This is a genomic window from Sphingomonas sp., from assembly GCF_051962185.1.
Classification (GTDB): Bacteria; Pseudomonadota; Alphaproteobacteria; order Sphingomonadales; family Sphingomonadaceae; genus Sphingomonas.
Genome location: NZ_JBQCCN010000263.1, coordinates 1 through 13,418, shown reverse-complemented (window position 1 = coordinate 13,418; position 13,418 = coordinate 1). Strand labels below are relative to the sequence as shown.

The 13,418-nt window shown below is 67.4% G+C and carries 16 protein-coding genes; 9 read left to right on the top strand and 7 right to left on the bottom strand.

All coding sequences use genetic code 11. From position 1 onward, the window contains the following. Together ACTHJR_RS16795 and ACTHJR_RS16790 are read left to right on the top strand one after the other, a co-directional pair. Nucleotides 1–759: toprim domain-containing protein (locus tag ACTHJR_RS16795; RefSeq protein ID WP_440524418.1), on the top strand; the 759-nt coding region annotated here is incomplete at its 5' end. A gap of 40 nt (nt 760–799) precedes the next feature. Further along, on the top strand, nt 800–2,113 hold the full coding sequence (locus tag ACTHJR_RS16790; RefSeq protein ID WP_440524417.1) for a serine hydrolase: 1,314 nt from the start codon (nt 800–802) through the stop codon (nt 2,111–2,113). Nucleotides 2,114–2,199: 86 nt separating this feature from the next. Here ACTHJR_RS16790 and ACTHJR_RS16785 read toward each other — a convergent pair whose 3' ends face one another. The 5 genes from ACTHJR_RS16785 to ACTHJR_RS16765 all read right to left on the bottom strand — a co-directional run bounded on the left by ACTHJR_RS16785 (nt 2,200) and on the right by ACTHJR_RS16765 (nt 6,063). Continuing rightward, the gene (locus tag ACTHJR_RS16785; protein ID WP_440524415.1) at nt 2,200–2,742 is read right to left on the bottom strand and encodes a GNAT family N-acetyltransferase; all 543 of its coding nucleotides are present in this window, start codon (nt 2,740–2,742) and stop codon (nt 2,200–2,202) included. Next, nucleotides 2,739–3,530 carry a LysR family transcriptional regulator gene (locus ACTHJR_RS16780; RefSeq protein WP_440524414.1) on the bottom strand — a complete coding sequence of 264 codons (792 nt, stop codon included), beginning with the start codon at nt 3,528–3,530 and terminating at the stop codon, nt 2,739–2,741. Before ACTHJR_RS16780 ends, ACTHJR_RS16785 begins: the two co-directional genes overlap by 4 nt. A 120-nt stretch (nt 3,531–3,650) precedes the next feature. Then, the gene (apaG, locus tag ACTHJR_RS16775) at nt 3,651–4,049 is read right to left on the bottom strand and encodes a Co2+/Mg2+ efflux protein ApaG (protein ID WP_440524421.1); all 399 of its coding nucleotides are present in this window, start codon (nt 4,047–4,049) and stop codon (nt 3,651–3,653) included. 22 nt (nt 4,050–4,071) lie between these two features. After that, nucleotides 4,072–5,280: a trans-sulfuration enzyme family protein gene (locus ACTHJR_RS16770; protein ID WP_440524413.1), complete on the bottom strand. Its 1,209-nt coding sequence runs from the start codon at nt 5,278–5,280 to the stop codon at nt 4,072–4,074. Nucleotides 5,281–5,451: 171 nt separating this feature from the next. Continuing rightward, a complete protein-coding gene (locus ACTHJR_RS16765) occupies nt 5,452–6,063 on the bottom strand; it encodes a J domain-containing protein (protein WP_440524411.1) in 612 nt (203 codons plus the stop codon). A 37-nt stretch (nt 6,064–6,100) separates the two neighbouring features. Between ACTHJR_RS16765 and ACTHJR_RS16760 the strand changes: the two genes are divergently transcribed. Together ACTHJR_RS16760 and ACTHJR_RS16755 are read left to right on the top strand one after the other, a co-directional pair. Continuing rightward, complete coding sequence (locus tag ACTHJR_RS16760) at nt 6,101–6,385, top strand: BolA family protein (RefSeq protein ID WP_440524420.1); 285 nt, start codon at nt 6,101–6,103, stop codon at nt 6,383–6,385. Between the two features lies 1 nt (nt 6,386). Further along, a complete protein-coding gene (locus ACTHJR_RS16755) occupies nt 6,387–7,100 on the top strand; it encodes a glutathione S-transferase (RefSeq protein WP_440524410.1) in 714 nt (237 codons plus the stop codon). A 1-nt stretch (nt 7,101) separates the two neighbouring features. On the opposite strand, the gene ACTHJR_RS16750 is transcribed toward ACTHJR_RS16755, so the two are convergent. After that, on the bottom strand, nt 7,102–7,707 hold the full coding sequence (locus tag ACTHJR_RS16750) for a DUF6445 family protein (RefSeq protein WP_440524408.1): 606 nt from the start codon (nt 7,705–7,707) through the stop codon (nt 7,102–7,104). A 94-nt stretch (nt 7,708–7,801) separates the two neighbouring features. Between ACTHJR_RS16750 and ACTHJR_RS16745 the strand changes: the two genes are divergently transcribed. The 3 genes from ACTHJR_RS16745 to ACTHJR_RS16735 all read left to right on the top strand — a co-directional run bounded on the left by ACTHJR_RS16745 (nt 7,802) and on the right by ACTHJR_RS16735 (nt 10,156). Then, complete coding sequence (locus tag ACTHJR_RS16745; protein WP_440524407.1) at nt 7,802–8,245, top strand: NUDIX hydrolase; 444 nt, start codon at nt 7,802–7,804, stop codon at nt 8,243–8,245. Then, nucleotides 8,242–9,144, top strand: a complete 903-nt coding sequence (locus ACTHJR_RS16740; protein ID WP_440524405.1) for a pirin family protein — start codon at nt 8,242–8,244, stop codon at nt 9,142–9,144. The genes ACTHJR_RS16745 and ACTHJR_RS16740 overlap by 4 nt, the downstream gene beginning before the upstream one ends. A 112-nt stretch (nt 9,145–9,256) precedes the next feature. Further along, nucleotides 9,257–10,156 carry an alpha/beta fold hydrolase gene (locus ACTHJR_RS16735; protein ID WP_440524403.1) on the top strand — a complete coding sequence of 300 codons (900 nt, stop codon included), beginning with the start codon at nt 9,257–9,259 and terminating at the stop codon, nt 10,154–10,156. Nucleotides 10,157–10,282: 126 nt separating this feature from the next. On the opposite strand, the gene ACTHJR_RS16730 is transcribed toward ACTHJR_RS16735, so the two are convergent. Further along, nucleotides 10,283–11,386 carry a DUF2332 domain-containing protein gene (locus tag ACTHJR_RS16730; RefSeq protein WP_440524402.1) on the bottom strand — a complete coding sequence of 368 codons (1,104 nt, stop codon included), beginning with the start codon at nt 11,384–11,386 and terminating at the stop codon, nt 10,283–10,285. Between the two features lie 131 nt (nt 11,387–11,517). On the opposite strand from ACTHJR_RS16730, the gene hisG reads away from it, so the two are divergent. Both hisG and hisD read left to right on the top strand, forming a co-directional pair. Continuing rightward, on the top strand, nt 11,518–12,267 hold the full coding sequence (gene hisG, locus ACTHJR_RS16725; protein WP_440524401.1) for an ATP phosphoribosyltransferase: 750 nt from the start codon (nt 11,518–11,520) through the stop codon (nt 12,265–12,267). Then, on the top strand, nt 12,264–13,418 hold a 1,155-nt coding region (gene hisD, locus ACTHJR_RS16720), incomplete at its 3' end, for a histidinol dehydrogenase (RefSeq protein WP_440524400.1). The genes hisG and hisD, both read left to right, overlap by 4 nt.

Genomic DNA, 13,418 nt, shown 5'->3' with positions numbered 1-13,418 from the left:
GAGGTCAAGCGCAAGTCCGCGACCTCCGGCCGCAAGCTGCGCCTGCCCGGCAAGCTGACCGATTGCTCGGCCGACGATCCCGCCGGCACCGAGATCTTCATCGTCGAGGGCGATTCGGCCGGCGGCTCGGCCAAGCAGGCGCGCGACCGCAAGACCCAGGCGATCCTCCCGATCCGCGGCAAGATCCTGAACGTCGCCTCGGCCACCAGCGCCAAGATCTTCGGCAACCAGGAAATCGCCGACCTGATCCAGGCATTGGGCTGCGGCACGCGCAAGGATTGCGAGCCCGACAATCTGCGTTATGAGCGCGTGATCATCATGACCGACGCCGACGTCGATGGCGCGCACATCGCGACGCTGTTGATGACCTTCTTCTTCCAGGAGATGCCCGACATCGTCCGACGCGGTCACCTCTATCTGGCGCAGCCGCCGCTCTATCGCCTGACCGCCGGCACCAAGAGCCTATATGCCCGCGACGACGCGCACCGCGCCGAGCTCGAGGCCAAGGAATTCAAGGGCAAGAAGGTCGAGGTCAGCCGGTTCAAGGGCCTAGGCGAGATGAACCCCGGCCAGCTCAAGGAAACCACGATGGACCCGAACAGCCGGGGCCTGATCCGCATCACCCTGCCCCAGGAATATGAGGAGCGCGCCGGGGTGAAGGACCTGGTCGACCGGCTGATGGGCACCAATCCGGCGCACCGCTTCGCTTTCATCCAGGAAAATGCCGCGCGGCTCGACGAGGAAGCGATCGACGCCTGAGCGGCGCCTTACCGTCATTCTTCAGCGGAGGATTGAAACGATGGTGCGGTTCCTGGCGTCTTTCCTCATCGCGGCGATCGCCTTACCCGCGATCGCCGACGCCCAGACGCCGCCCGCGGCCATCGCGCCCGCCGCCGACCCGTCGCTGACGGCGCGGGCCAACGAACTGATCAGCGTGATCGCGGGCAGCGGCGACTTCGCAGGATATTTCTCGCCCGCTTTTCACGCTGCCTTGCCGAAGGCGAAATGGGACGCGGTGGTCGCGTCGATGACCGGGCAGATGGGCAAGCCGCTGGCGATCGACGGCCTCAAGCCTGTCACGCCGTTTTCGGCGTATCTGCGCATCCGGTTCGAGCGTGGCGTCGTCAATGCCCAGATCGCGGTCGATCCCGCCCCGCCGCATCAGGTCGCCGGGCTATTGTTCACCGGCACCGAGGTCGCGGGCGACACGCTCGAAAAGCTCGTCGCCGATGTCCGCGCCCTGCCGGGCAAGACCGGGCTCGGCATCTACGAGCTCGGCAAGGGGGCGCCGAAGCTGGTGTCGGGTATCGATCCGAACGCGGCGGCACCGCTGGGCTCGGCGTTCAAGCTCTGGGTGCTCGGCGAACTCGCGCGCGAAGTCGGCGCGGCTGAGCGCCACTGGGCCGATGTGGTGCCGGTCGGGCCGGCCTCGCTGCCGTCCGGCATCACCCAGAGCTGGCCCGCGGGCAGCCCGGCGACGGTGCAGACGCTGGCGACGTTGATGATCTCGATCAGCGACAACACGGCGACGGACACGTTGGTGACGCTCGAAGGGCCCAAGCTCGACGAATTCGTTGCGCGGACGGGTGCACCCGGCCTCGCGCCGGTCGTCACGACGCGACAGATGTTCGCGCTCAAGACGCCGGCCAATGCCGATCTTGCGGCGCAATGGGCGACCGAGCTCGCGCCTACGGCGCGGCGCCGGCTGATCGAGAGCAATGCCGCGCGGCTGGCGACGACAACGGTCGATCCGATGATGTTCGCGGGCAAGCCGGCGGCGATCGACACGCTCGAATGGTTCGCCAGCCCTGCCCAGACCGCGGGCATGCTCGACTGGCTGCGCGCCGACGGCGGAGCGACCGCGCTATCCTTGCTCGCGGTCAATCCGGGCATCGATCCGACGACGCGCGGCAAGTTCGATTATGTCGGATTCAAAGGCGGATCGGAGCCCGGCGTGCTCACGCTCAATTACCTGGTGAAGCGCAAGGACGGGCGCTGGCTGGCGGTGGTGGGTGCCTGGCATCGTGGCGATGCGGGGGTGGAAGAGGCGAGATTCGTGCAATTGATGACGCGCGCGCTGGTGCTGGTGTCGGATGGGGCACTGCCGGATTGAGGCGAGTAGCCCCTTCTCCCGCTTGGGAGAGAAGGGTTTTATAGCCACCCCCCCGATACGCCGCCCGCAAAGCGCGTCGGGGTCGTTCAGGTTCGGGGACGGGTGGCCTTCCATTCGTCCGCCAGCAATCCCCAGATCAGGCTGTCGCGCACGCCGATATGCGTTTGCCACTCGGCACGCAGCGTCGCTTCCAGCGTGAAGCCGAGGCGCTTCAGCACCGCGATGGACGGCGCGTTGTCGGGATCGGTATCGGCGAACACCCGCCGTTGGCCTTCGGCGAAGAGCAGGTCGATCATCGCCGCCACCGCCTCGGTCACCAGCCCTTTGCCCCAATAGGCACGCTTCAGGGCATAGCCGATCTCGGTCACCCTGCCCTGGCGCTTCTCGTAGCTTGCGACGCTCCCGATCGCGGTGTCGTCGCCCTTGAGCGTCACCGCCCAGGCTCGCCATGCCTGATCAGCGATACCCTTCTCGAGCCGGTCACGGCTTTCCTCGAAGGTCGTGGTCGACGGGTGCGAGCCATAAGTGTTGGCTTCGGCATCCGAATACATCGGATGGAGCGCCTCGGCATCCTCGATGCGGAGCGGGCGCAGGACCAGCCGCTTTGTGGTCATCACCGGAAGCGTCACGCCCCCAGCGCCTCCACCAGCGCCTTGACCTTCTTCTGCCGCCATTGCGGCAACGGCGCGACCATCCAATAGCCGAGCCGATAGGGCTTGGCCTCGCCGATCGCGACAACCCTGCCCGCCGCGATGTCGCGCCGCGCGAGCAATTCGGGCACGGTCGCGCGGCCCAGTCCTTCGGCAGCCGCATCAATCGCGAGCCCGGCATCGGCGACGCGCACCAGCGACACGGCATCATCATTGACGCAGCCCGGCCAGGAAATCCGCGTGTCGGCGCCGCCGCCCGGGCGCTCGATCGTGATCATGCCCTCGGACTCGACCGCCTCGCCCTCATGCTCGCCCGGGCCTTCGCCCCAGCGGATCGCGAGGTCGAGATTGGCCTGGGTGAAATCGAGATCCTCGTCGGCGGCGATCAGCATGAAGCGCATCTCGCCATCGGCGGCGCTGATCTCGGCGAGCCGCGGCATCAGCCAGCAATGCAGCACGTCGCGCGGCGCGGCGATGGTCAGCGACTTGGACGATTGCCCGGCCTGCATCGCGCGCACCGCTTCCTCGAACTGCAGGAAGCCCTGGCGCAACGCGTCGAGCCCGGCCTCGCCCTCGGGGGTGAGTTCGAGGCCCTTGGTGGTGCGACGGAACAGCACCACGCCGAGCGTGTCTTCGAGCGCGCGGATCTGCTGCCCGACCGCGGCCGGAGTGACCGCGAGTTCGTCGGCGGCGCGGGTGAAGGACAAGTGGCGCGCGGCGGCGTCGAGGACACGCAGGCCGTTCAAGGGGAGATGGGTGCGCTTCACTGCTCCCCCTCCCGTTTACGGGAGGGGGCTGGGGGGAGGGTATGTCCAACACCAGCCATCGAATTCACATGCCCTCCCCTAACCCCTCCCGCAAGCGGGAGGGGAATATTGCTTCCCATGCTAAGCCCCCACCGCCGGCGCGATCAGCGTGAAACGGGGGATGTCGACGTCGAACGCCGATCCGTCCTCGGCGATCATGTGATAGCTGCCTTGCATCGCCCCGGTCGGCGTCGCCAGCGGGCAGCCCGAGACGTAGTCGAAACTGCCGCCCGGCGCGATCACCGGCTGTTCGCCGACCACGCCCTCGCCCTCGACCGAATGGCGCGCGCCGCGGCCGTCGGTGATCACCCAATGGCGGGTCAGGAGCTGGATCGTCGCGGTCGATTCGTTCTCGATCCGGACGTGATAGGCCCAGAACCAGCGGCCGCGCTCGGGCTCGGATTGTTCGGGCAGGAAGCTGACCGAGACGCGCACCACCACGCCGCGCGTCTCCGCGACATTGGGAAACAGTGCCTTCATCGCGTCGCTCACTGCCCAAGCCTCATAGACCGACCGCCTTCAACGCCTGGTCGAGATCCTCGATCAGGTCGTCGGGATCTTCCAATCCTACGTTCAGTCTCAGCATGCCTTCGTTCACGCCCATCTGGACGCGCACGTCCTCGCTGACGCCCGCGTGCGTGGTCGACGAGGGATGCGTCATCAGTGAGCGCGAGTCCCCGATATTGTTAGAGATGTCGATCAGTTCGAGCGCGTCGAGCAGCCCGTGCGCCTGCTTGCGTCCGCCATCGACCTCGAACGCGAAGATCGGGCCGGCGGCGTCCATCTGCTTCATCGCCAGATTGTGCTGGGGATGGCTCGGCAGCCCGGGATGGAGCACCTTCGCCACCCGTCCTTCGAGGAAACGGCCGACCTTGAGCGCGCTCTCGCTCTGGCGCCTGGCGCGCAGGTCGAGCGTCTCGAGCCCCTTGAGCACCACCCAGGCGTTGAACGGCGACAGTGTCGGCCCGGTATTGCGCGTGAAGGAGAGCAAGGTGTTCTCGACGAATTCCTCGCTACCGCAGACCGCACCGGCGAGCACGCGGCCCTGGCCGTCCATTAGCTTGGTCGCTGAATAGGCCACGACATCGGCACCGTAATCGAGCGGGCGCTGCAGCACCGGCGTGGCGAAGGCATTGTCGACCACCGACGTGATGCCGCGTTCGCGCGCGATGCCGCACACCGCCTCCAGGTCGACGACGTCCATCGTCGGGTTGGCCGGGGTTTCGAAGAAATAGACCTTGGTCTCGGGCCGGGTGGCATCGATGAATTGCTGCGGATCGCGCGCGTCGATGACGGTCGTCTGGATGCCGAACTTCGGCAGCAGTGTGTCGACCAGCCAGCGGCACGAACCGAACGCCGCGCGGCCCGCCACGACATGGTCGCCGCTCTGGAGCTGGCACAGCAATGCCGCGGTCATCGCCGCCATGCCCGACGCCATCGTCCGGCACGCTTCGGCTCCTTCGAGCAAGGCGATGCGCTGTTCGAGCATCTGTACGGTCGGGTTCTGCAGGCGCGAATACGTCATGCCCTGTTGCTCGCCGCGGAATCGCGCGGCGGCATCTTCCGCGCAGTCGTAGGCATAGCCGGAGGTCAGGAAGATCGCTTCCGACGTCTCGCCGAACTCGGATCGTGCCGTGCCGCCCCGCACGGCCTGGGTGGCGGGACGCCATGTCTGGGTGATCGAGCGGTCTTGTCCGGTGCGACGTTTCATGATGTCCGGGCTTTGCGGCGAGCGGGGGGCGTAGGTCAAGCGCTACAGTCCCTCTCCCGTCGGGAGAGGGAGGGAGGCGCGAAGCGCCGGAAGGGTGAGGGCAGAGGCAGGCACCTGCCCTCACCCCTCGCCGCTATGCGGCTCGACCCTCTCCCGGTAGGAGAGGGTTTTTTATGCAAACGCCGGCGCGCCCTTCAAATGCTGGTAGGCCGCGATGACTTCCTGCAGCGCTTTTTCCATGCTGCGGTCGCCGCCGTTGCGGTCGGGATGGAATTTGCGCACCAGCTCCGAATAGCGCTGGCGCAGTCCCTTGCGGTCGACATCATTGTCGAGCCCCAGCACCTTCAACGCGCGGCGATCCGCTCCCGACAGCGGCTTGCCGTCCTTGCGCTGGCGTTCGTTCGCCACGCGCTCGCGGAAGCGCGCGCCGATCGCGTCGAGCGGGTCGCTGAAATCCGCCCAGCGCGGCGGGCGGTCTGCGCCGTTCGCCGCGAAGGCGCGCGTCTCGCGCTCCCAGCCGGCATAGGGACGCTGCGCCTCGTGGATTTCATCCGGGCTCATGCCGTTGAAGAAATTGTACTTCGTGTTGAAATCGCGGACATGCTCGAGGCACAGCCAGCGATAGGGGGCCGGCCCGTCGCGGCCCGACGGCGCGCCGTCGATCAATGGCGCGCGAAATTCGCCCGGCTTGTCGCACCCGGGCTGGGCGCACACTCTCCCGGTCCCCTCCACACGACCGTGGAAGCGGGTATTGGGACGATCGTGCGGGGGCGTGCGAGCCACGGTGTCTCCGGTTGAAAAAGGGTCCTATATAAGAATGATGACCGACACCGCCACCGGCCCGCTGGCCGAAATCATCGCCGCCCGCCTGACCGACCAGTTCGCCCCGTCGAGCCTCGAGGTGATCAACGACAGCCACCATCATGCCGGCCATATGGGCGACGACGGCACCGGTGAATCGCACTTCACCGTCATCGTCGAAAGCGACCGGTTCGTCGGGCTCAACCGCGTCCAGCGACAGCGACTGGTGAACCAGGCGCTCGCCGATCTGTTGTCCTCGCGCATCCACGCGCTCGCGATCCGGGCGCGCGCACCGGGAGAATGACATGACGCCCTATCGGCTGTGGTACTGGCCCTCGATCCAGGGGCGCGGCGAATTCGTGCGGCTGGCGATGGAAGCGGCGAATATTCCCTATGTCGATTGCGCGCGCGACGAAGGCGTCGAGTCGCTGATCGACGACATGAAGGGTCACGACCGCCGCGGCCCGTTCGCGCCGCCTTATCTGTCGATGGACGGCTTCACCGTTGCGCAAGTCGCCGACATCCTGTTCTTCCTGGCGAGCCGCCACGAGGCGGTGGGGCCGGCCACCGACGCCGATCGCTTCTGGGCGCAGCAACTCCAGCTCACCGTCACCGACGTGGTTGCCGAGGTCCATAACGTCCACCACCCTGTCGCGCTCGACGATTACTACCGCGACCAGAAGGATGAGGCTGCCCGCGCGGCCGAAGGATTTCGCGAAAAGCGGATTCCCAAGTTCCTGGCCTATTTCGAGAAGGCCGCGCGGCATAACGCCGGCGACTGGACGGTCGGCCCGCGCTGGAGCCATGTAGACACGTCGCTGTTCCAGTTGATCGAGGGACTACGGTACATGTTCCCCAAGCGGATGGCAGCTGTCGAAGGCGACTATCCCCACCTGGTCGCGCTGCACGATCGCGTCGCCCAACTCCCCGGAATCGCCACCTATCTCGACAGCGACCGCCGCATCGCGTTCAACACCGAGGGCATCTTCCGGCACTATCCCGAACTCGACGCCGCCTGAATCAGCGCGCCGGCTGGAAGAACATCACATAGATCAGCCGGCCGTTTTCCAGGCTGTCGCCGAAGCCCGGCCCCGCAGTATGCCACAGCCACGGGCGCAGCAGTACCAGCCGGTTGAAACGCATCGGTACCGTCTGGGTCAGCTCCCATTTCGACTCATCCAGGCTGTCCTTCTCGACCAGCCCGCGCCGCATCTCGCCATAATCGGCATAGCCGAGCGCCGACAGCTCGGCCTGCGTCGCCGGCGCGCGGTCGGTGTTGGTCGGGATGTGGCGGAAGAAATCGGTGCCGCCGCGGCAATCCTGCGGGCGGCTGAGATAGAGGATGCCCGACCAATAGCCGGGATCGATATGCACCCGCCCCTTGCCGGTGTCGGCGGCCAAGGTGATCCGGCATTTGGCGTGCGATTGCGGCGGATCGAGCGGCCGCAGATTTTCGCCGGTCAACCGGCACACTTCTTCGGTCAGGCCATCGAGATTGATCCGCTCGAGCGAATTGCGGCCGGGAAAATACCCCTCCTGCGCCGGATAGGTCAGTTGCAACGCGGCGGCACGGAACTCGTCCGGCGTTTCCAGGAAATCATCCACGACGATCATCGACACCGGCATGACGACGGCCTAGCCCGAGGCATCGCGACAGGCAAACGCAGCGTTTCCGCGCGGGCGCTCCCTTTCCGCACCGCGAGCCGCTAGGGTGACGGTCATGGCTTCCCGCACGCCCCGCCCCGCCGCCCGTATCCTGCTCGTCGACCAGCACGGCCGGTTGCTGATGTTCCGCTTCACGCCCGAGGACGGCCGTCCGCCCTTCTGGTGCACGCCGGGTGGCGCGGTCGATCCGGGCGAAAGCTATGAGGACGCGGCACGGCGCGAATTGTACGAGGAGACCGGCATCGTTGCCGACCCCGGCCCGCAGATCCTGCGGCGCGAAGTCGACTTCCTGACGATCGAGGGCGTCGAGGTGACCGCCGACGAACGCTATTTCCTGGTCCGGACCGAAGCTCGCGAGATCGACGCCGGCGGCCATACCGAACTCGAGCAGCGCGTGATGCAGCATTGGCGCTGGCTCGCCCCCGCTGAGTTCGCGACGCTCGGCGAGCAATATTTCCCCGAGGATCTGACCGAGATCATGGCAGAGGTGACCGCATGACCAACGACGATCTGATCGACCGCATCATCACGCCCACCACGCACGATCTGGGCGGGTTCAAGGTCCATCGCACCCTGCCCTCCAAGCCGCACCAGATGGTCGGCCCCTTCATCTTCTTCGACCAGATGGGCCCGGCGCATCTCGATATCGGCAGCGGCATCGACGTCCGCCCGCATCCGCATATCAACCTGGCGACGGTGACCTACCTGTTCGCCGGTGCGATCGACCATCGTGATTCGATCGGCACCTTCGCGCGGATCGAGCCCGGGGCGGTCAATCTGATGACCGCCGGCCACGGCATTGCGCATTCGGAGCGCTCGCCGGGCGACGAGCGCGCGCATGGCCCCGACCTGTCCGGCATCCAGACCTGGATCGCGATGCCTGAAGACAGGGAGGAGATCGACCCCGCGTTCGAGCATGTCGCCAAGGCCGAGCTGCCGGTGGTCGAGGCGCAAGGCGCGACCGCGCGGATCATCATGGGCGAGCTGTGGGGCAGCCGCGCCCCGACCACGACCTATGCCGACACGATCTACGCCGACGTGGTACTCGCGCCCGGCGCGAGCATCCCGATCGATGCCGGCGCCGACGAGCGCGCGGTCTATCTCGCGATCGGCGAGGCCGAGATCGACGGCATGAAAATGGCGATCAACACGCTCTACGTGCTCAAGCCTGGCGTCGCGATGACCTTGCGCTCGGCCAATGGCGGCCGCGTGATGCTATGCGGTGGAGAAGCGTTCAAAACCGAGCGCCACGTCTGGTGGAATTTCGTCAGTTCGCGCCGCGACCGCATCGACCAGGCTAAGGAAGACTGGAAAGCCGGCCGCTTCGCCAAGGTGGCGGGCGACGACAAGGAATTCATCCCGATTCCGGAAATCCCCAAGACCGCGACCTACCCGTGATTTCTCCCCTCCCGCTTGCGGGAGGGGCCGGGGGAGGGCATGTCGCTTACCGACAGCGGGAGTAGAGAGGCACACGCCCTCCCCTAACCCCTCCCGCAAGCGGGAGGGGAATATGGCGGATTTCGAGCTGCAGCGAGTGGCGTTGCCCACCGGAGTCGAGCTTGACGTAGCGGTAGCAGGCGAGCCGACCAATCCGGCGATCATCCTCCTCCACGGTTTTCCCGAGTCGCATCGCACCTGGCGGCACCAGATCGCCGATCTTGCCCGGGATCATTTCGTTCTCGCGCCCGATCAGCGCGGCTTCGCCAGATCGTCGAAGCCCGCAGGCGTCGAAAATTACACGCCCGACAAGCCGGTCGCCGACATGATCGCGCTGGCTGACCATTTCGACGTGGATCGCTTCACTTTGGTCGGGCACGATTGGGGCGGGGCGATCGCCTGGATGGCGGCGCTCAACCATCCAGACCGCGTCGCGCGGCTGATCATCGTCAACGCGCCGCATCCCTTCATCTTCCAGAAGTCGCTGTTCGATGATTTGGCGCAGCGCGAGGCGAGCCAGTACATCACCGCCTTCCGCAATCCCGAGTTCGAGAAATATGTCGACGGCATCGGCCTGTCGCAGTTTTTCGATGGCAGCTTCATGCGTCACACCGACTTCGAGAAGGTGAAGGACGAGAAGCCCATCTATCTCGATCAATGGGGCCAGCCCGGCGCGATGACCGCGATGCTCAACTGGTACCGCGCCAGCGCCGTGCAGGTTCCGGCGATGGACGCCACGCCCGAGCGTCCGGCGTTTCTCGACGGGCCGTTCCCGCCGCTCAAGATGCCGACGTTGGTGATCTGGGGGATGGGCGACAAGGCGCTGCTGCCGGTGCAGTTGGAGGGGCTGGAGCCGCTGGTGCCGGACCTGACGCTCAAGAAGCTGGACGGCGTCGGTCATTTCGCGCCGTGGGAAGCGCCAGAGGCGGTGACCGGGGCGATGCGGGAGTGGCTCGCGGCGCGCGGGGACTGAACCTTTACCCCACCCCAACGAAAGCCGGGGCCCAGGATCGGCGTCGCCTGTAGGTTGGATGGAGCCACGACCGCGTCGCAACTGGGCCCCGGCCTTCGCCGGGGTGGGATTGAAGGGGTTCGCCTCTTACCCCGCCACCACCTTCGCCGACTCCGGCAGATCGTAGCGCCGCTTGTCGCGCTCTTCGATGCCGAGCTTGATCCACGCGCCATGAGCGTGCGCGGTGCCGAGTTGCTGCCATTCGGCGTGGCCGGGCCAGCTCTTCACGCTGATCACATGGTGCGCGAAGGCGCGGTCGGGTTCGGCCATTACCCAGCCGAGCGGGCGCGCCGCGGTGGCGCGCGCACCGGCCGCGTTCATCGCGGCACGGATACGCTCCGCGACCGGCTCGGGCAGATATTGCCAGACCACCGAGTGCATCAGCACCCGCGTCACACCAGCTTCCTGCGGTTCGGCCAGCCGCGCCTCGATCCAGTCGGCGGCATCGGCCCGGACGAGATCGACCACCTCCGCGCGCTGCATCGCGATCGCCTTGGTCAGCCGCTCGCCGCGCACCGGCGCTTCGGGCCAGACATAGGCGGCGAGCCGCGCCTCGATCGCCGGATCGGTGGCATCGAGCGGCTGGATGTCGCTGCCGCGTACCGAGACGATGTGGATCGGCACCGGCGCGATCGGATCGCCTTTCCAGTCGGGCGCAATCGTCACCGGCGCGTCGGCGGGGCCGATTTTCACGCCGCCGAGATCGAAAGCGAAGCGGTCGATCAGCAGGTTGAGCCCGGCGCTCGACCCGATTTCGAGCAGCTCGATCCGCGGTCCGTGCCGCCGCGCGATCTCCATCAGCCCGACCATCAACTCGCTCGATCGTCCCGGCTCGTTGGTCTGCGGCGGCCCGTCCAGCCATGGCCACAGGAAATCGTCATGCGCGACGAGCGCGGCGGCGAGCGCCACGGCGATCGCCTCGGGGTCGCTGGTGTCGCCGCGGAACACGGCCGCCATGCCGGCATCGGCGCCGGCGCGGACCAAGGCGTGCAACCCGCCGATGAAGCGCAGCGGCAAGGCATCGCGGGTCGGCTCGCCCGGCCAGTCGAGAATCCGCGTCCCCGTACGGCTATTGCGGGTCAGGCCGTCGGCGATCGCCGCGCACAGTCGCGCGTAGATCGGCGCGCCCATCTTCGAGCAATAGAATTCCTGGATCCGGAACGCCTCGCGATTGCCTGCTTCGTCCGCCATGCGCGTCCCTTCCGACCGAGTCATGCGTATCGAATCCCGCGCCCGAAACCCCTTGGACAAGCTGAGGGCGAACAGGGGTCAAGTTTCACCCGCATTGCGCCTTCGCAGGTGCACAAGTAAAGGCCGCGCTCATGGCGCAACCATTGGTCATCGCGATTCCCAAGGGGCGGATCCTCGAAGAGGCCGCACCGTTGCTCGCGCGCGCCGGGATCGAGCCCGACGCCGCGTTCTCCGACGACGGCAGCCGCGCGCTGCGCTTTGCCACCAACCGGCGCGATATCGACCTGATCCGGGTCCGCGCGTTCGACGTCGCCACCTTCGTCGCGCATGGCGCCGCGCAGATCGGCATCGTCGGCTCCGACGTGCTGGCGGAATTCGACTATCCCGAACTCTACGCCCCTGTCGATCTCGGGATCGGCCATTGCCGCCTATCGGTCGCCGAGCCCGCCGAGATGGCCGCTACCGATGACCCACGCGGCTGGAGCCACGTTCGCGTGGCGACCAAATATCCGCACGTCACCCAGGCGCATTTCGAGCGCCGCGGCGTCCAGGCGGAATGCGTCAAGCTGAACGGAGCTATGGAACTCGCCCCGACGCTGGGGCTCGCGCCGCGGATCGTCGACCACGTCTCCTCGGGTCGCACGCTCAAGGAGAATGGCCTGGTCGAGGTCGAGGTGATCGCCCAGGTCACCAGCCGGCTGGTGGTCAACCGCGCCGCGTTCAAGACCCGGCCGGAACTGGTGCCGCTGGTCGACGCCTTCCGGCGGGCGGGCTCGGCTCCCCGCCCGCTGGCGGGAGGGGCCGGGGGAGGGCCTGTCATTTCCGCCGGAGAGGTGACACGCCCTCCCCTAGCCCCTCCCGCAAGCGGGAGGGGAATTTGATCAAGCTCTCCACTTCCGAACCCGGGTTCGACCGCCAGTTCCAGGCGCTGGTCGACGCGCGGCGCGAAGCCGATAGCGATGTCGCGCGCGACGTTCGCACCATCGTCGCCAGCGTGCGCGACGAGGGCGACGCGGCGGTCCACGCCTTCACTCGCAAGTTCGACCGCCACGACCTCAACGAGACCGGCTGGCGGATCGAGCGGGCCGAGTGGCTCGCCGCACACGAGGCGCTGGCGTCCGAGCTGCGCGACGCGCTCGAACTCGCGGCGGAGCGGGTCGCCGCCTACCACATCAAGCAGAAGCCCGAGGATCGCGACGAGATCGATGCGGTCGGGGCGCGGCTCGGCGCGCGGTGGCGCGGGGTCGACGCGGCGGGGATCTACGTCCCTGGCGGCCGCGCGGCCTATCCCAGCTCGGTGCTGATGAACGCGATCCCGGCCAAGGTCGCCGGTGTCGAGCGGCTGGTGATGGTCACCCCGACTCCCGACGGCGAGGTCAATCCTCTGGTGCTCGCCGCGGCGCATATCGCCGGCGTCGACGAGGTGTGGCGGATCGGCGGGGCGCAGGCGATCGCCGCGCTCGCTTACGGCACCGGCCGCATCGCGCCGGTCGATGTGGTGTGCGGCCCGGGCAACGCCTGGGTCGCCGAGGCCAAGCGCCAGCTCTATGGCGTGGTCGGGATCGACATGGTCGCCGGCCCGAGCGAGATCGTCGTCGTCGCCGACGGCAAGAACGATCCGCAATGGATCGCCGCCGATCTGCTGAGCCAGGCCGAGCACGACCCGTCGAGCCAGTCGATCCTGTTCACCGACGACGCCGCGCTCGCCCGCGCGGTGGCGGACGCGGTCGACCTCCAGATCGGCGCGCTGGCCACCGCCAAGACCGCGCGAGCGAGCTGGGACGCCAATGGCGCGATCATCGTCACCGCCGACCTGATCGAGGCGATGCCGCTGGTGAACCGGCTGGCGCCCGAGCATCTCGAACTCGCCTGCGACGAGGCCGATGCCTTGTTCGACCTGGTCAAACATGCCGGCTCGGTGTTCATCGGCCGCTACACGCCCGAGGCCGTGGGCGATTACGTCGCGGGTCCGAACCACGTGCTGCCGACCGGCCGCCGTGCGCGCTTCTCGAGCGGGCTGTCGGTGCTCGAT